Source organism: Microbacterium sp. (assembly GCF_047605725.1).
Lineage (GTDB): Bacteria > Actinomycetota > Actinomycetes > Actinomycetales > Microbacteriaceae > Microbacterium.
The window spans coordinates 1-16,776 of sequence record NZ_JASGFE010000029.1 but is presented as its reverse complement, the minus strand read 5'-3'; the positions used below and the strand labels follow the sequence as shown (position 1 = coordinate 16,776).

14 protein-coding genes are annotated in these 16,776 nt (G+C 71.2%); 10 read left to right on the top strand and 4 right to left on the bottom strand.

The window, feature by feature from the left end; genetic code table 11:
• Positions 1-88: 88 nt before the first annotated feature.
• The 6 genes from gabT (at position 89) to QM641_RS07835 (ending at position 7,197) form a co-directional block, all read left to right on the top strand.
• Complete coding sequence (gabT, locus tag QM641_RS07860; RefSeq protein ID WP_415115174.1) at positions 89-1,447, top strand: 4-aminobutyrate--2-oxoglutarate transaminase; 1,359 nt, start codon at positions 89-91, stop codon at positions 1,445-1,447.
• Between the two features lie 38 nt (positions 1,448-1,485).
• The gene (locus QM641_RS07855; RefSeq protein WP_415115172.1) at positions 1,486-2,949 is read left to right on the top strand and encodes an NAD-dependent succinate-semialdehyde dehydrogenase; all 1,464 of its coding nucleotides are present in this window, start codon (positions 1,486-1,488) and stop codon (positions 2,947-2,949) included.
• 20 nt (positions 2,950-2,969) lie between these two features.
• Complete coding sequence (locus QM641_RS07850) at positions 2,970-4,337, top strand: NAD-dependent succinate-semialdehyde dehydrogenase (protein WP_415115170.1); 1,368 nt, start codon at positions 2,970-2,972, stop codon at positions 4,335-4,337.
• A 144-nt stretch (positions 4,338-4,481) separates the two neighbouring features.
• Complete coding sequence (locus QM641_RS07845; RefSeq protein WP_415115168.1) at positions 4,482-5,606, top strand: Gfo/Idh/MocA family protein; 1,125 nt, start codon at positions 4,482-4,484, stop codon at positions 5,604-5,606.
• Positions 5,603-6,499, top strand: coding sequence for a PmoA family protein (locus QM641_RS07840; protein ID WP_415115166.1), 897 nt, complete (start codon positions 5,603-5,605; stop codon positions 6,497-6,499). Before QM641_RS07845 ends, QM641_RS07840 begins: the two co-directional genes overlap by 4 nt.
• Entirely contained in the window at positions 6,496-7,197 is a 702-nt protein-coding gene (locus QM641_RS07835; RefSeq protein WP_415115164.1) for a cupin domain-containing protein, read from the top strand. The genes QM641_RS07840 and QM641_RS07835 overlap by 4 nt, the downstream gene beginning before the upstream one ends.
• 19 nt (positions 7,198-7,216) lie before the next feature.
• On the opposite strand, the gene QM641_RS07830 is transcribed toward QM641_RS07835, so the two are convergent.
• Genes QM641_RS07830 through QM641_RS07815 form a run of 4 tightly spaced genes read right to left on the bottom strand, consistent with a single transcriptional unit; the run spans position 7,217 to position 11,973 of the window.
• Positions 7,217-8,911 carry a hypothetical protein gene (locus QM641_RS07830; RefSeq protein ID WP_415115163.1) on the bottom strand — a complete coding sequence of 565 codons (1,695 nt, stop codon included), beginning with the start codon at positions 8,909-8,911 and terminating at the stop codon, positions 7,217-7,219.
• Position 8,912: 1 nt separating this feature from the next.
• Positions 8,913-9,731, bottom strand: coding sequence for a carbohydrate ABC transporter permease (locus QM641_RS07825; RefSeq protein WP_415115161.1), 819 nt, complete (start codon positions 9,729-9,731; stop codon positions 8,913-8,915).
• The gene (locus tag QM641_RS07820) at positions 9,728-10,693 is read right to left on the bottom strand and encodes a carbohydrate ABC transporter permease (RefSeq protein WP_415115159.1); all 966 of its coding nucleotides are present in this window, start codon (positions 10,691-10,693) and stop codon (positions 9,728-9,730) included. Before QM641_RS07820 ends, QM641_RS07825 begins: the two co-directional genes overlap by 4 nt.
• A gap of 2 nt (positions 10,694-10,695) precedes the next feature.
• Entirely contained in the window at positions 10,696-11,973 is a 1,278-nt protein-coding gene (locus QM641_RS07815; RefSeq protein ID WP_415115157.1) for an ABC transporter substrate-binding protein, read from the bottom strand.
• Between the two features lie 359 nt (positions 11,974-12,332).
• On the opposite strand from QM641_RS07815, the gene QM641_RS07810 reads away from it, so the two are divergent.
• Genes QM641_RS07810 through QM641_RS07795 form a run of 4 tightly spaced genes read left to right on the top strand, consistent with a single transcriptional unit; the run spans position 12,333 to position 16,702 of the window.
• The gene (locus QM641_RS07810; protein WP_415115155.1) at positions 12,333-13,547 is read left to right on the top strand and encodes a Gfo/Idh/MocA family protein; all 1,215 of its coding nucleotides are present in this window, start codon (positions 12,333-12,335) and stop codon (positions 13,545-13,547) included.
• A gap of 5 nt (positions 13,548-13,552) precedes the next feature.
• Positions 13,553-14,773, top strand: a complete 1,221-nt coding sequence (locus QM641_RS07805; RefSeq protein ID WP_415115153.1) for a DUF993 family protein — start codon at positions 13,553-13,555, stop codon at positions 14,771-14,773.
• Positions 14,770-15,636 (top strand): sugar phosphate isomerase/epimerase family protein, encoded by an 867-nt coding sequence (locus QM641_RS07800; RefSeq protein ID WP_415115151.1) that lies wholly within the window; start codon positions 14,770-14,772, stop codon positions 15,634-15,636. The genes QM641_RS07805 and QM641_RS07800 overlap by 4 nt, the downstream gene beginning before the upstream one ends.
• Positions 15,637-15,646: 10 nt before the next feature.
• Positions 15,647-16,702 (top strand): LacI family DNA-binding transcriptional regulator, encoded by a 1,056-nt coding sequence (locus QM641_RS07795; protein WP_415115150.1) that lies wholly within the window; start codon positions 15,647-15,649, stop codon positions 16,700-16,702.
• The last annotated feature ends 74 nt before the right edge of the window (positions 16,703-16,776 follow it).

Genomic DNA, 16,776 nt, shown 5'->3' with positions numbered 1-16,776 from the left:
ATCCTCTGTACGCCGCGGACAACATGTACATCACAATGTACACCGTGGCCAGTAGCCAGTGTCGGCGGCCCGGCTTACGCTCGGCAGCATGAGCACGATCGACGCTGTCACGACGCCCCTGGGCGGGCCGACGCTCCCGCAGGAGCGCCGTCTCGTCACCGAGATCCCGGGGCCCCGGTCCCAAGAGCTGCTGGCCCGCAAGGCGGCCGCGGTGGCCGCCGGGGTCGGCCACACCGTGCCGATCGAGGCCGTCGCCGCCGGCGGCGGCGTGGTCGTCGACGCCGACGGCAACTCGCTCATCGACCTCGGCTCCGGCATCGCGGTCACCACGGTCGGCAACGCGCACCCCGCGGTGGTCGCGGCGGTGCAGGCGCAGGCGGCGCAGTTCACCCACACGTGCTTCATGATCTCGCCGTACGAGTCGTACGTCGCCGTGGCCGAGGCGCTCAACCGGCTCACGCCGGGCGACCACGCCAAGAAGAGCGCGCTGTTCAACTCCGGTGCCGAGGCCGTCGAGAACGCGGTCAAGATCGCCCGCAAGCATACCGGCCGGCAGGCCGTCGTGGCATTCGACCACGGTTACCACGGTCGCACGAACCTCACCATGGCCCTGACGGCGAAGTCGATGCCCTACAAGAGCGGCTTCGGCCCGTTCGCCCCCGAGGTGTACCGGGCTCCGGCGTCGTATCCGTTCCGCGACGGGCTGTCCGGGGCGGATGCCGCAGCCAGGGCCATCTCGCTCCTGGAGAAGCAGATCGGCGCCGACAACCTCGCCGCGGTGCTCATCGAGCCCGTCCAGGGCGAGGGCGGGTTCATCGTGCCCGCCGACGGGTTCTTGAACGCGCTCGTGGACTGGTGCCGCGCCCACGGCGTCGTCTTCATCGCCGACGAGGTGCAGACCGGCTTCGCCCGCACCGGTGCGCTGTTCGCGAGCGAGCGCTTCGGGATCGTCCCCGACCTCATCACGACGGCGAAAGGCATCGCGGGCGGACTGCCGCTGGCGGCGGTCACCGGGCGCGCCGAGATCATGGATGCCGCCCACCCCGGCGGGCTCGGCGGCACGTACGGCGGCAACCCGGTCGCGTGCGCCGCGGCGCTGGCGGCCATCGCCGCGTTCGAGGACGACGACCTCCCCGCGCGCGCCCGACAGCTGGAGACGGTGCTCAAGAACCGCCTGGCGGCGCTGCAGCAGAGCGATCCGCGCATCGGCGACGTGCGCGGGCTCGGGGCGATGGTCGCGGTCGAGTTCGCCGACCCGGTCACGAAGGCGCCCGATGCGGCTCTGGCCGCGGCGGTCGCCAAGGCCTGCATCGCGAAGGGCGTGATCGTCCTCACGTGCGGCACCTACGGGAACGTCATCCGGTTCCTGCCGCCGCTGTCGATCGGCGACGACCTGCTGAACGAGGGACTGGACGTCGTGGCATCCGCTCTCGCCGACACGCGCTGAGACCACCGCACCCGTCGCCGACCGTGAGGAGTCAGACCATGTCAGAGGAAGAGCAGACCCTGCTGGCCGCCGTGCCGCGACAGCTGTTCATCGGCGGGGAGTGGGTGGATGCCACCGGCGGCCGCACCTTCGCCGTCGCCGACCCCTCGACCGGCGCGACGCTCGTCGACGTCGCCGACGCGAGCCCGGAGGACGGCATCCGCGCCCTCGACGCCGCCGTCGCCGCGCAGGACGCGTGGGGGGCGACGCCTCCGCGCACGCGCAGCGACCTGCTCCGGCGCGCCTTCGACCTCGTGCAGGAGCGCACGGACGACCTGGCGCTGCTGATGACCCTCGAGATGGGAAAGCCCCTGGCCGAGGCGCGTGGCGAGGTGGCCTACGGCGGTGAGTTCCTGCGCTGGTTCAGCGAGGAGGCCGTACGCATCGCCGGCCGCTACGGGCTGAACCCCGAGGGCACCGGCCGCATGGTGGTCTCGCAGCGCCCGGTCGGCCCGTCGTTCTTCGTTACGCCGTGGAACTTCCCGTTCGCGATGGCGACCCGCAAGATCGCCCCCGCCCTGGCCGCCGGGTGCACGGTCGTGATCAAGCCGCCGGCCCTCACGCCGCTGACGACCCTCTTCTTCACGGAGCTGCTCGTCGAGGCGGGCCTGCCCGCGGGCGTCGTGAACGTCGTGCCGACCTCGTCGTCGAGCCGGCTGTCGGCGCCGATCATCGCCGACCCGCGGCTGCGGAAGCTCTCGTTCACCGGCTCGACCGAGGTCGGGCGCCGGCTCATCGCGCAGGCCGCCGAGGGTGTGCTGCGGGTGTCGATGGAGCTCGGCGGCAATGCGCCGTTCGTCGTGTTCGACGACGCCGACCTCGACAAGGCTGTCGAAGGCGCTCTGGCGGCGAAGTTCCGCAACGTCGGTCAGGCGTGCACGGCGGCGAACCGCTTCATCGTGCACGCCGGCGTCGCCGACGAGTTCGCCCGCCGCGTCGCCGAGCGCGTCGCGGCGATGAAGGTCGGCCGCGGCACCGAGGACGGCGTGCAGATCGGCCCGCTCATCGACGCCGACGCGGTCGCCAAGGTCGACGAGCTGGTGCGGGATGCCGCCGACCGCGGTGCGACGGTGCTCACCGGCGGCGCGGCCATCGACGGGGCCGGAACGTTCTACCGGCCGACCGTTATCACCGGCGTCGCCCCGGGCAGCGCCATCCTCCGCGAGGAGATCTTCGGCCCGGTGCTGGCGATCACGACCTTCGCCAACGAGGATGAGGCTGTGCGCCTTGCCAACGACACCGAGTACGGGCTGGTCTCGTACGTGTTCACGCAAGACCTCGCCCGCGGGCACCGCATGATCGATCGCCTGGAGACCGGCATGATGGGGCTCAACGTCGGTGTCGTCTCCAACGCCGCCGCGCCCTTCGGTGGACTCAAGCAGTCCGGCGTGGGCCGTGAGGGCGGGCTCGAAGGCATCCACGAGTACCTCTCCACCAAGTACACCCTCATCCCCGCGCAGTGACGCGGAGGGATCGGAGCATCATGAGCAGTTACGCCGTCGTCAACCCCGCCACCGGCCAGACCCTCGCCACCTACCCGCCGACCACCGACGAGGAGCTGGAGTCCGCCGTCGCCGGCGCCGACCGCGCCTACCGTACGTGGGGGAAGGTGACCGCGCCCGCCGAGCGGGCGGCGCTCCTGCGCCGCGTCGCGCAGCTGCATCGCGATCGGCGCGACGAGCTCGCCGCGATCATCGTGCGCGAGATGGGCAAGACCATCGGCGCGGCCCTGGGCGAGGTCGACTTCTCCGCCGACATCACCGAGTACTACGCCGACCACATCGGCGAGATCACCGCCGACACCCCGCTGGAGATCGGCGGCGACGGACCTGCGATCATCCGCCGTGCGCCGTTGGGCGTGCTCCTGGGCATCATGCCGTGGAACTTCCCCTACTACCAGGTGGCCCGCTTCGCGGCCCCGAACATCGCGATCGGCAACACGATCCTCCTCAAGCACGCCCCGCAGTGCCCGGAGTCGTCCGCGGCGATCGAGACGCTGTATCGGGATGCCGGGTTCCCCTCGGGCGTGTACACCAACCTCTACATCTCCAACGAGCAGGCCGCGACCGTCATCGCCGATCCGCGCGTGCAGGGCGTGTCGGTGACCGGCTCCGAGCGGGCCGGCGCCGCGGTCGCCGAGAACGCGGGGCGCAACCTCAAGAAGGTCGCCCTCGAACTGGGCGGCTCCGACCCGTTCATCGTGCTGTCCACCGACGACCTCGATGCGACGGTGCAGCTGGCCATCGACGCGCGCCTGGACAACAACGGGCAGTCCTGCAACGCGCCCAAGCGCTTCATCGTCGTCGACGGCCTGTACAACGCGTTCCTGGAGAAGTTCACCGCCGCGATCGCGGCGGCAAAGGTCGGCGACCCGTTCGCGGAGGACACCGTGATCGGTCCGCTGTCCTCGCTCGCGGCGGCCGAGCGGCTCGCCGAACAGGTCGACCGGGCGGTCGCCCAAGGGGCGACACTGGTGACCGGCGGCGTACGCGACGGCGCGTTCTACCCCGGCACCGTGCTCACCGGGGTGACGCCGGACATGGACGCCTACCGCGAGGAGTTCTTCGGACCCGTCGGCGTGGTCTACCGCGTCGCCGACGAGGACGAGGCGGTCGCGGTGGCCAATGCCACGAGTTTCGGGCTCGGCTCGTACGTGTTCACGACCGACGCCGACCAGGCCGCGCGCATCGCCGACAAGATCGACGCGGGCATGGTGTACATCAACGTCGTGCTCGCCGACGAGCCGGCGCTGCCCTTCGGCGGGGTCAAGCGCAGCGGCACGTCGCGCGAGATGGGCCTGCTGGCCGCGGACGAGTTCGTCAACAAGAAGCTCATCCGCGCCGCTGCCTGATCGCCCTCGGCCCCGGCCCTCGGCCCTCGGTCCCGGCGCGGCCGGAGGCGGGGACGGGGCGCGGGGCGGCTAGCATGGGAGAGGCGTGCGGATAGCGCTTTCCTGCACCGTGCGCGAGTCCGCCACCGCACATCGAGGAGCGACATGACCCGGCCCTTGAGGGCAGCCATCATCGGAACCGGTGCGATCGCGCAGGCGCACGCGCAGGCGATCACCGAGCTCGCACCGCGCATCGAGCTGATCGCGGTCGTCGATCTCGATGAGGACAGGGCCCGGGCGTTCGCCGAGCGCTTCGCGCCCGACGCCGCCGTCCACGCCGAGGCCGACGCGCTGCTGGGATCCGGGCGGCTGGACCTCGTGCACATCTGCACGCCGCCGCAGACGCACGTGCCGCTGGCGCTTCGGGCGCTGCGGGCGGGGGTGCCGGCCCTCATCGAGAAGCCTACGGCGCTGAGTCTGGCCGAGCTGGACGAGCTCGTCGCGGTGTCGGAGCAGACCGGCGTTCCCGCGCTGACGGTGTTCCAGCACCGATTCGGCGCCGCCGCCCAGCGCCTTCGGCGGCTCGTGCGCGAGGGCGCACTGGGCCGGCCGCTCGTCGCCACGTGCGAGACGCTCTGGTATCGCACGCCCGACTACTTCGACCTTCCCTGGCGCGGTCGCTGGGCCGGCGAGGGCGGCGGGCCGACGATGGGCCATGGCATCCACCAATTCGACCTGCTGCTCGCGGTGCTCGGTCCGTGGACGCGGCTGACGGCGTTCGCCGCACGCCAGGCGCTCCCCACCGACACCGAGGACGTCTCGATGGCGCTGGTCGAGTTCGAGTGCGGTGCGCTTGCGACCGTCGTGAACTCCCTCGTATCACCGCGCGAGACCTCCCGGCTGCGCTTCGACTTCGAGCGCGCCACCGTCGAGGTCGAGCATCTCTACGGCTACACCGAGTCGGACTGGACGCTGACGCCCGCGCCCGGGCACGAGCAGCTCGCCGCTCGTTGGGCAGCGGAAGCGCAGCAGGGCCCGGATGCCGGCACCAGGCGCAGCGGTCACCGTGACCAGCTCGCCGCGATCGTCGCCGCGCTCGAGGCGGGCGAGCCGCCGGAGGTCGGCGCCGCCGAGGCGCGGCGGACGCTCGAGCTCGCCGCGGCGACCTATGCGTCGGCGTTCCGCGGCGGCCCGGTGCGTGCCGGTGAGCTCGCCGGCGACGACCCGTTCCTGCGCTCGATGGACGGCGGCCTCGTGCCGTGGGCACCCGTCAAGGAGGTGCCGGCGTGAGTCTGTCGCTCTCGATGTCCGCCGCCGACGTCGTCGTCGCCGACGGTGGGGTCGAGCTGGCGCGCTACGTGTTCGTGCCCACCACGCCGCAGGTGGAGGCGCCGAAGCCGTATCTCGAGCCGATCCGCACGCGGGCAGGGCGGCGGGTCACCCTCTTCCGGCCCTGGGATCACGTCTGGCACGCGGGCATCGCGTGGTCGCTGCCGGTCGTCGACGACGAGAACTTCTGGGGCGGTCCGACCTACCTGCGCGATCGCGGTTACGTGCAGCTGCCCAACGACGGCGCTCAGGTCCACCGCGCCGTCGTCGATGCCGGGGTCCAGGAGGGCGTGGCCCGCTTCGAGCACGCCCTGGAGTGGATCACCGCGGGCGGACGGAGACTGTTCGAGGAGCGGCGCAGCCTCGGCATCCGTCTTCTCGACGAGGCGTCGTGGGCGCTGGTCTTCCAGACCGCGATGACGAACGCGACCGACGCGCCGATCTCGATCGGCTCCCCGACCACGCGAGGCCGCGACAACGCGGGATACGGCGGGCTGTTCTGGCGCGGGCCCCGCTCGTTCACGGACGGACGCCTCGTCACGCTCGACGGCGGCGGCTCGGGCAGCGCGGTGCGCGGCCAGCGCCACGAGTGGGTGGGGTTCGTCGGACGGCACGACGTCGTCGACGCGACCTCGCTCGTGCTCATGGTCGACGACGCTCGCAACCCGCGCCATCCGCCGCAGTGGTTCGCGCGCTCGGAGGAGTTCGCCTGCCTGAATCCGGCGCCGTTCTTCAGCGCGGAGCTCGCGGTCGCCCCGGGAGAGACGGTGCGCTTCCGCTACGCGGTCGGCATCGCGGATGCCGGCATCGATGCGGCCGGCGGGCTCGCCGACACTCTGCGGGGGCTGCTGTGAGCCTGTTCCCGGGCGGCGTCGCCGTCACCGATCTGGCCGTGTACGACGGGGGGTCGGGCGACGACTGCGGCGGCGGCTCGCCGCACCTGCACACCGCCTCCAGCGAGGGCTACGTCGTCACCGGGGGAGCGGGGGCGGTGCAGACGCTGTCGGCCGCCGGCTTCGACGAGCAGCGCCTCGCGCCGGGGGATGTCGTGTGGTTCACCCCCGGGACGGTGCACCGGCTCGTCAACGGCGGCGGCCTGCGGCTGCTCGTCGTGATGGCCAACGCGGGCCTGCCGGAGTCGGGCGATGCCGTGCTGACCTTCCCTGCGGCAGTGCTCGACGATCCCGAGGCGTACGCCGCCGCCGCGCGGCTTCCCGAAGACCCGGCCGCGCGCGAGCGGGCGGTGCGGGCGCGGCGCGAGCTCGCGCTGGCCGGTTTCGCCGAGCTGCGCGCGGGCGGCCCCGACGCGCTGGCGGCGTTGCACGTGCGGGCGGCGCGGCTCGTGCGGCCGCGCGTCGCGCAGTGGCAAGGCCTGTGGGAGCGCACCGTGGCGGCCGAGACCGCGCGGGTGGGTGCGCAGCTGGAGGCGCTCTCCGAGGGGATGCCGGGACTCATGGACGCGGCATCCGTCGCCCGCGCCGAGCCGACGTCGCCCGAGCGGTCGCTCGGCATGTGCGGGCGGTTGCACACGTGGCGGTGGCCCGCCGGTTGAGTTCGTGCACGCCCGCCGGTCACCGGCCGGCGCTGGTCGCGCGCAGAGTCAGCTCGAGTCGGCCGGGGGAGCGGCCGGTCAGGTAGACGCGCCGACCCGGCGCCGCGTCGGTGGCGCCGAGGAACGCGTACTCCTCGCCGGGGTGGTAGTGCGCCGGCCCATCGGCCCGGTAGTCCGCTCCCGCCTCGAAGGAGATGGTGCTGCGGCCCAGCCGGTACCGGCCGGTGCCGTGAGCGAGCACGTGCGCGCCGTCGTCCTGCGCCGTCACGCCCTCGAACCGGCCGCCCTCGCGGAAGGCCAGCTCCAGTGCCCATGCGCAGTCCGCGCCGTCGAAGGAGAGCGAGATCGCCGCGCCGTCGGCGGTGGGCGCGATGTCGATCCTGGTCCGCAGACGCACCTCGTCGCGGGGGCGGTCGGGAAAGGACATCGCCGCGCAGAATCTGCCCTCGTCGGTGAGGGCGTACGCGCCCGACGGGTCGTACCGGGCGGATGCCAGCGGCTGGTAGTAGCCGGCCGACACCGTCTCGATGAGCTCGTGGTGCACCACGCCGCCGGTGCCCCGATGCGTCGTGAGGGCGTCGGCGCGGAAGGGGCCAAGCCCGAAGAAGTCCCGCGAGAGGCGCACCGAGTCCAGCACCGCGTCGCCGGCGAACAGCCGCAGGAACGTCGGGTTGGTCGACAGTCCCGACCGCACGCGGCGGAAGCGTGCGTAGTCCGTCCCGCCGAAGACCACGAGACGTCGGTCGGCGCGCTCGTGCACCACAAGGGCGGACTGGTCCCAGCGGTGCTCCTGTGCCGGCGGTGTCGCGGCCGGAAGCGATGCGCCGATGCGGGGGTCGATCAGCAGCTCGGCCAGCGCCGTTGCGGGGCGGGCGACGCCGCCGCGCAACGCGCGCCGCGCAGCCCAGGCCAGATCCCCCCGCCCGAGCTCGATCGCGTAGCGGCGGTACATCGTCAGGTACGGCCCGAGCGGAAAGAGGCGCAGCTGGTCCTGGCGGCGGGAATGGACCGTCTCGACGGTGTCGTCGGGATTGATCAGGCCCAGGGTGCTCTCCAGATTGCGCACGACCGCCGCCCGCGCGTCCGGGTGATCGAACACGTCGGCGATGACCGTCAGCGACGGGTTGGACACGTGCGCGGCGTAGTTGGCGCTGCGCTCCGAGTACAGGCCGTCCGTCGTGATGTCGATGCCCTCGGCGAGCCAGCGGGTCGCTCGGTCGCGCAGAAGCTCCGAGGGGCGCCGCCGGTGCAGCCGGGCGAGGGCCGCCGAGATCTCCCAGCGGTGGTTCGGGGTATGGACTCCGCCCGCGATCAGGGCGGGCTCGGCCGCGTCGGCGATGGCGTCCAGCTCGGCGGCGATCTCGGCGAGCGCGGCATCCGCGCCGCCCGATGCGCCGATGATGTGGAGCGTGTCGCACACGTCGTTCACCGTGAACGACGTGTCCGGCGGGGAGTCGAGGTTCCCTCCGCCGCCGAAGAGCCCTCCCGAGCCCTGCAGCGCGCGCAGCTCGCCGATGTCCCGCCGTGCCGCGGCGACGAGCCCGGCATCCCCATGACACTCCGAGCCGGGCCAGAGGAAGGCCGAGACGAACAGCTTCGCCCGTTCCATCAGCCGGCGGTGCCGGTCGAGCGGGCCGACCTGTTCGCCGAGCGCGGAGCGCACCTCCCGTACGACCGCGTGCTGCAGAGCGTGCAGGAACTCCGCGTCGGCCACCTCAGTCCTTCAGTCCGGAGTTGATGTCCGCGTTCATGATCTGCCGCTGGAACACCGCGAACAGGACGATCATCGGGATCAGCGAGATGACCGATGCCGACAGCAGCACCGACCAGTCGATGTTGTCCGCTCCGACGATCGTGCGCAGGGCCACCTGGAGCGTGTAGCGGTCGGGGTCGCGCAGCACGATGAGCGGCCAGATGTAGTCGTTCCATCGCCACTGGAAGGAGAAGATCGCCAGGACCACGGCGATCGGGCGCGCCAGCGGGAGCATGATGCGCCAGAAGGCGCCGAACTCGGACACCCCGTCGATGCGCGCCGCCTCCAGGAGCTCGTCGGGCACCGTCTTGAAGTACTGGCGGAACATGAAGATGCCGGTCGCGGTGACGATCGAGGGCACGATGATGCCCGTGAGCGTGTTGTACATCCCGAGATTGCGGACCACCGCGAACGAGCTCGGCATGATCACCTCGGTGGGCAGCATCGTCGTGACGAGGATGCAGATGAAGAATGCCTTCAACCACCACGCCTGGTACTTCGCGAACGCGTAGCCGGTCATCGCGCTGACGAACACCGTCAGCACGGTCGTGACGATCGCGACGATCGAGGTGTTGATGAAGTACTGCGCGAAGTCGAACCGGGTCCACGCGGTCGCGTACCCGCTCACCGTCCAGTCCTTGGGCAGGAGCGTCAGGGGAAGGCTGAACAGCTCCGAGCCGGGCTTGAACGAGCTGAGGACGAACCATGCCACCGGGATGATGAAGCCGAGGGCGAGCACCCAGAGCACGATCGTGCTCGACAGAAAGCTGAGGCGTTTCATGCGAGATCGTTCCTCTTGTCGAAGCGCAGCTGGATGAGGGCGATGACGATCAGGATCACCATGAGCACCATCGACGCGGCGCTGGCGTACCCGATGTCGGCCCGCTCGAACCCGGTGCGGTAGATGTACTGGACGATGAACATGTTCGACGTGCCAGGACCTCCGCCGTTGAGCGCCTGCACCATCGCGAACTCCTTCATGGAGCCGATCGTGGCCAGGAGGATCACCATGAACGAGGTCGGCCTCAGCAGCGGCAGCACGATGCGGTAGAACCGCTGCCAGCTGCTCGCACCGTCCAGCTGCGCCGCTTCCAGATACGACTGGGGGATGTTGCGGATGGCGGCGATGAACAGCAGCATGTTGAACGCCGTGCCGCCCCAGGTGCTGACGATGAGGATGAGCAGGAGCGCGAGGCTGCCGTCGGTCTCCCAGTTCAGCCCTTTCCCGCCGACGGCTTCGATCAGGAAGTTCACCATGCCGAAGTTCTCGCCGAACAGCCACTTCCAGATGACGCCGGCGACGATGGGGGAGATCAGCCAGGGCAGGAAGAAGATGACGCGCGCGGCCTCCTTGCCCTTCGCGAGGGTGCTCGTGAGCAGGACCGCGATCCCCAGCGCCGCGACGAAGTGGAGCGGGACGGAGAGCACCGTGTACAGGAGCGTGCGGCCCAGCGAGTAATAGAAGTCGGGGTCCTGGGCCAGGTCGACGTAGTTGTCCAGTCCGATGAAGTCGGGCGTGCCGACCCCGGTGTAATCGGTGAACGAATACCAGAGCCCGAGCGCCCCGGGCCACACGAAGAAAAGGGCGAACAGCACCACCGCGATCGCGATGAACGACAGCGGCGCCAGCAGGAACCGGGTCGAGCTCCGCCGGGGGCGGCGCCCGCTGTGCGGGCGCCGCCCTTCGCGCGTGGGCGCCGCGTCCTCGGCGGTGCGCCCCGCGACCGAGTCAGCAGTGGCCATGGCTACTTCAGCACGCCGAGCTGGTCGGTGAACTGCTCGTTGATGTTGCTCACCGTCGTGGCGACGTCCTGCTCGCCGTTGAGGTACTTGACGGTCTCGTCGCGCACCGGGTCGCCGTCGGTGGCCACGCCCTGTGCGCCGTAGCGCAGCTCCATCGCCTTGATCTCACCGACGATCGCCGGGGAGGCGGCGATGTCCTGGCTGTAGATCTCGAAGGCCTCTGCGTTCGAGGCGTAGTTGATGGTCAGGCCGTCGATCGCCGGGATGAACGAGGAGACCTCGGACAGCTCGGTGTAGTTCTCCGGCTCGTACAGCCACTTGATGAAGTCATGGGCGGCCTCCTGCTGCGGGCCGTCGAAGACGACGATGGATGCCGCGTTGCCGAAGTTCGTGGAGCGCTCCGCCTCCTGCGGCAGGTACACCGAGGCCCACTCGAAATCGGTGATGTTGACGGCGAAATCGGCGATCTGCCACGAGCCGGACATGTACGAGACGACGTCGCCGCTCTTGAACAGCGCGTTCGGGTCGGCATCCGACAGCCAGACCGACCGCGGCATGAACGAGTCGTCGTTGAGCTTGTTGAAGTACTCCAGCGCCCGCGTGGTGTCGTCGTTGGTGCTGAAGACGCCCTCGTCATCCGGGGTGAAGTAGTCGGAGCCGAACTCGTAGAGCAGCGCCTTCAGTCGGTGCGAGGAGCGGTCCATCACCATGCCGTAGCTCGTGCCCAGGGCTGTCTGGACCTGCTTGACGGCGGCGACGTACTCGTCCCACGTCCAGATGTCGTCCTCGCTGGTCGGATAGGCCACGCCTGCCTGGTCGAAGAGGGTCTTGTTGATGAACATGCCGACCGCGGTGATGTCGGAGGGCAGTGAGATGACCTTGCCGTCGTCGTCGATGTCGGACAGGTCGGTGCGGATGTCGCTGCCGTCGGTGATGTCGGACAGGTCCGTGGCGGCGCTGCGCCAGACCGGGTCGACGGAGCCGACCCGAGCGATGGCCGGCAGGTCGTCGGCCTGGGCGGCGTTGCGGAGCTTGGTGGGAAGGTCGGCGTTCGCGATGTCGACGATCTCGATCTCGACACCCGTCTCCTCCTTGTACTTCTCCGCCATGTGGGCGTAGCCGCCACCCTGGTTGGCGTCGCCGGAGAGGAAGAACTGGATCGGTTCGGTGGACGACGCGCCCCCGTCGCCCGAGCTGCACGCCGCGAGCGCGGCGGCGGTGACGGCCGCGGTCGCGACCGCGAGGACGGCCCGCATGCGGGACCTGACTGAGTGCTTCATTGGATTTCCCTTTCACCCCGAAAGACCAGGGCCAACTTCATTGTCGAGGGGTCGCAGAGTCCCGCGCTCCCGTGCGTCACCGATGCCGGAAATCGGAGCCGATCGCTGATACGATGTTAGGACAATACTGCGAGACGACACCTCAGGGCAAGCGCATTCCCAAACCGGCGCGAAAGACGTGCACCCCGCGGGTAAGCGCATTCCCTCATCGACGAGGCCGTCCCCACGTCACGCCCCCGGGCGCGGCGACGTGGCGGGTTGCGGAGCGTTCCGTCCGATGACATGATGACGGAAAGCGCTTACCGTCCGACCGTCAGCCAGGCTCCCCGCCGCGCGGGCCGCACCGAAGGAAACCCACGATGTCAGAGACGACTCTCGCCGGCGCGCCGGCCGCATCCGCACCTGCCGCGCCAGAGCAGGCCGGGGTGCGCGAGGTCGGGATCATCATGAACGGCGTCTCGGGGCGCATGGGATACCGCCAGCACCTCGTCCGGTCGATCCTCGCGATCCGAGACCAGGGTGGGCTCGAACTGCCCGACGGCTCGACGCTCACCGTCCGTCCGCTGCTGGTCGGTCGCAGCGCCGCGAAGCTCGCCGCGATCGCGGCCCGGCACGGCATCGAGGACTACACCACCGACCTCGAGGCGGCCCTCGCCGACCCGCGCTGGGAGATCTACGCCGACTTCCTCGTCACCAAGGCGCGCGCGAGTGCCCTGCGCAAAGCCATCGCGGCGGGGAAGGCGATCTACACCGAAAAGCCCACGGCCGAGTCGGTCTCCGAGGCCGTCGAACTGGCCAGGCTCGCCGCCGCCGCGGGCGTGAAGACCGGTGTCGTACACGACAAGCTGTACCTGCCTGGACTGCGCAAGCTCCGCCGGCTCGTCGACTCGGGCTTCTTCGGACGGATCCTCTCGGTGCGCGGCGAGTTCGGCTACTGGGTCTTCGAGGGCGACTGGCAGCCCGCCCAGCGCCCGTCGTGGAACTACCGCGCAGAGGACGGCGGAGGCATCATCGTCGACATGTTCCCGCACTGGAGCTACGTGCTGGAGAACCTGTTCGGCGAGGTCAAGACCGTCTACGCGCAGGCGGCCACCCACATCCCCACCCGCTGGGACGAGCAGCATGAGCCCTACGCCGCGACGGCCGACGACGCCGCCTACGGCATCTTCGAGCTCGAGGGCGGCATCGTCGCGCAGATCAACTCCAGCTGGACGGTGCGCGTCGATCGCGACGAGCTCGTCGAGTTCCAGGTCGACGGCACGCACGGCTCGGCCGTCGTGGGCCTGTTCGGCGCGAAGATCCAGCACCGCAACGCCACCCCCAAACCGGTGTGGAACCCCGACCTCGCCGACGACCACGACTACGACGCCGACTGGGTGGGCGTGCCCACCAACGATGTCTTCGGCAACGGGTTCCGTCAGCAGTGGGAGGAGTTCCTGGTGTCCTACGCGCTGGGCACCGACTACCCGTACGACCTGCTCGCCGGCGCGCGCGGCGTGCTGCTGGCCGAGTCGGGCCTGCGGTCCAGCCGGGAGGGCCGCAAGGTCGCGCTGCCCACGTTGACGCTGGAGTGAGTCGGATGCCACGGACCACCGCCACCGCGACCGTCACGCTGCTCGCCCCCGACGGCATCCGCTCGATCGCCACCCTGAACGAAGCACCCGGCTACTCCAAGCCCACGGGGCCCCTGCGCTCGCGCGTGGCCTACGCGGCGGCGCACGTCGTGCCCAAGACCTGGGCCGACAACACACCGGGGTCGCCCGCCGAGATCGACTGGGACACGACCCTCGGCTTCCGCCGCCACGTGTACTCGTGGGGACTGGGGGTCGCCGACGCGATGGACACGGCCCAGCGCAACATGGGCCTGGACGCCGCGGCCACCCGCGAGCTCGTCTCACGCTCGGCTCAGGTCGCGCGCGAAGAAGGCGGCTCGGTCGTGGTCGGGGTCAACACCGACCACGTCGACGCCGAGGTCATCTCCGTCGCCGAGGTCGTCGACGCGTACAAGCATCAGCTGCACTTCGCCGAAGATCAGGGTGCGGGCCCGGTGCTCATGGCCTCGCGCCATCTCGCGCGGGTCGCCTCGTCGGAGGCCGACTACCTGCGCGTCTACGGCGCCGTGCTCCAGGCGGCGGGAGCGCCGGTCGTCCTGCACTGGCTCGGCACCGCGTTCGACCCGCAGTTGGAGGGCTATTTCGGGTCGAGCGACTGGAGCCGGGCGTCGGAGGTGCTGCTGCGCATCATCGCCGAGAACCCCGGCAGGGTCGCGGGAGTGAAGATGAGCCTGCTCGACGCGGCCGCCGAGGTCTCGGTGCGCGAGCGCCTGCCGGAGCAGGTGCGCATGTTCACCGGCGACGACTTCAACTACGTCGGCCTGATCGGAGGTGCCGACGTCGAGGCGGCGGTCCAGCCGCCGCGTGACCCGGCATCCACCCGGCAGCATTCCGACGCGCTGCTGGGCGCTTTCGCGGCACTGACCCCTGCCGCGTCGGCGGCGATCCAGGCGCTCGACGCCTCCGACCCCGACGCCTATCTGCGCATCCTCGGGCCCACCGAACAGCTGAGCCGCCACGTGTTCGCCGTGCCGACCTTCTACTACAAGACCGGCGTCGCGTTCCTGTCGTGGCTCAACGGGCACCAGGACGCCTTCCAACTGGTGGGTGGCCTGCATTCGGCGCGCAGCCTCCCGCACCTGTCGCGCATCGTCGAGCTCGCCAATGCCGCGCACGCGCTCGAACAGCCAGAGCTCGCGGCGAGGCGCTGGCACGGCATGCTGCGCCTGAACGGGGTGGACGCATGAGTCCCGACCCGCGGCTGTCGATCAACCAGGCGACCATCAAGCGCGCCGATCTCGCGACGGCGCTGCGCGTGAGCGCCCAGGCCGGCATCCAGGCCATCGGCCTGTGGCGCGAGCCGGTGCAGGAGGTGGGGCTGGCCGCCGCCGCGCGCATGGTCGCCGACTCGGGTCTGCGGGTGACGACGCACTGCCGCGCCGGGTTCTTCACCATGCCGGAGGGAGCCGCGCGGCGCGCGGCGCTCGATGACAACCGCCGCGCGATCGACGAGACCGCCGCGCTCGCCGCGGCGGGAGCGCCCGGGTCGACGGCCGTGCTCGTGCTCGTCGCCGGCGGCCTCCCGGAGGGATCGCGCGACCTCGCGGGTGCGCGCGAACGGGTGCGCGACGCGATCGGCGAGCTGGTGCCGGATGCCGGGGCGGCCGGCGTCACGCTCGCGATCGAGCCGCTGCATCCGATGTACGCGACCGACCGGTGCGTCGTCTCGACCCTCGGCCAGGCGCTCGACATCGCGGCGGACTTCGACTCCGCCGCGGTGGGGGTCGCGCTCGACGCGTTCCATGTCTTCTGGGACCCCGATGTGATCGCCCAGATCGCCCGGGCGGGCCGCGCCGGCCGCATCGCGACCTACCAGGTGTGCGACTGGAAGACGCCGCTGCCCGCCGACGTGCTGCTGAGCCGGCACTACCCCGGCGACGGCGTCATCGACGTCGCGGCGCTCACCCGGGCGGTCATCCAGACCGGCTACGACCGCGACATCGAGGTGGAGATCTTCAACGAGGACGTGTGGGCGACGGATCCGCTCGAGGCCGTGCTGCGCACGGCGAGAGGATTCGGCGCTGCCGTCTCGCCGTACCTGTCGCCGTAGACTCGCCTCGATGACCGACAGATCGATCGCCGCGCGGGCTGCCCCACCGAGGTCCGCCATGACGACCCTCGACGATGTCGCGCGGGCCGCCGGGGTGTCCCTCGCGACCGCCTCGCGCGTGCTCAACGGCTCGACCCGCCGGGTCGCCGAGTCCTACCGGCAGCGGGTCGAGGCGGCCGCGGCCGAGCTCGGCTACACCGCGAACCTGTCCGCGCAGGCGACGGCCAAGGGCACCTCGGCCGTCGTCGCGCTCCTGGTGGCCGACATCGCCGACCCCTACTTCGGCCAGCTCGCCTCGGGCGTCGCGCGCGGCGCCGACGAGGCGGGGCTCGTCGTCACGGTAGCGATCACCGAGCGCGATCCGGTGCGTGAGGTGCGGCTGGTGCGGGCGCTGCGCGGACAGCGGCCGCGCGCGCTCATCCTTGCGGCCTCGCGCAGCAGCGAGTCGTCGTCGCCCGAACTGCGTCGCGAGCTGGAGGCGATCGTGGCCGCCGGTGGACGCGTCGTGGCCATCGGCCCCGGTGCCGGCGACGTGCGCTCGGTCGTCATCGACAACCGCGGTGGCGCCTTCGCGCTCGCAACGGCCCTCGCGGGGCTGGGCTACCGCAGGGCGATCGCGCTCGCGGCCGCCGAGGGCGTGCGCACCTCCGACGATCGCGTGGCCGGCTTCACGGAGGGGTTCACCGCCGCAGGCGGACGCGTGGACCGCATCCATCGCGGCGCCGCGTTCACCCGCGAGTCCGGCTTCGCGGCGATGCGCGAGGTCCTGATCGACGGCGTCGACGCCGGCACCGTCGTGTTCGGTGTCAGCGACGTCGTGGCGGTGGGGGCGCTCGCAGCCCTGCGCGAGGCCGGCCGCGAAGCCGGCGCCGATGTGGCCGTCGCCGGGTTCGACGACATCTCGACCGGACGCGATGTCACGCCGCCGTTGACGACCGTGCGCGTGCCGCTGGAGGACGTCGGCTACCAGACGCTGCGCGCCGCCCTCGACGACTCCTGGGAGCTCGACGCCGGGGCGCTGCGCCTCGACGTGCTGCTGCGCGACAGCACGCCGCCGCGCTCCTGAGGCGCCCGCGGGAGCCGCGGCCGCATCCCGCGCGCGCTCCCGTGCGCGCTCCCGCCCCCCGCCCCCGCCCCCCG

Coding starts and splice junctions, on each gene's coding strand:
- gabT (WP_415115174.1), top strand. CDS start 89: ATGAGCACGATCGACGCTGTCACGACGCCCCTGGGCGGGCCGACGCTC.
- QM641_RS07855 (WP_415115172.1), top strand. CDS start 1,486: ATGTCAGAGGAAGAGCAGACCCTGCTGGCCGCCGTGCCGCGACAGCTG.
- QM641_RS07850 (WP_415115170.1), top strand. CDS start 2,970: ATGAGCAGTTACGCCGTCGTCAACCCCGCCACCGGCCAGACCCTCGCC.
- QM641_RS07845 (WP_415115168.1), top strand. CDS start 4,482: ATGACCCGGCCCTTGAGGGCAGCCATCATCGGAACCGGTGCGATCGCG.
- QM641_RS07825 (WP_415115161.1), bottom strand. CDS start 9,731: ATGAAACGCCTCAGCTTTCTGTCGAGCACGATCGTGCTCTGGGTGCTC.
- QM641_RS07820 (WP_415115159.1), bottom strand. CDS start 10,693: ATGGCCACTGCTGACTCGGTCGCGGGGCGCACCGCCGAGGACGCGGCG.
- QM641_RS07815 (WP_415115157.1), bottom strand. CDS start 11,973: ATGAAGCACTCAGTCAGGTCCCGCATGCGGGCCGTCCTCGCGGTCGCG.
- QM641_RS07810 (WP_415115155.1), top strand. CDS start 12,333: ATGTCAGAGACGACTCTCGCCGGCGCGCCGGCCGCATCCGCACCTGCC.
- QM641_RS07805 (WP_415115153.1), top strand. CDS start 13,553: ATGCCACGGACCACCGCCACCGCGACCGTCACGCTGCTCGCCCCCGAC.
- QM641_RS07800 (WP_415115151.1), top strand. CDS start 14,770: ATGAGTCCCGACCCGCGGCTGTCGATCAACCAGGCGACCATCAAGCGC.
- QM641_RS07795 (WP_415115150.1), top strand. CDS start 15,647: ATGACCGACAGATCGATCGCCGCGCGGGCTGCCCCACCGAGGTCCGCC.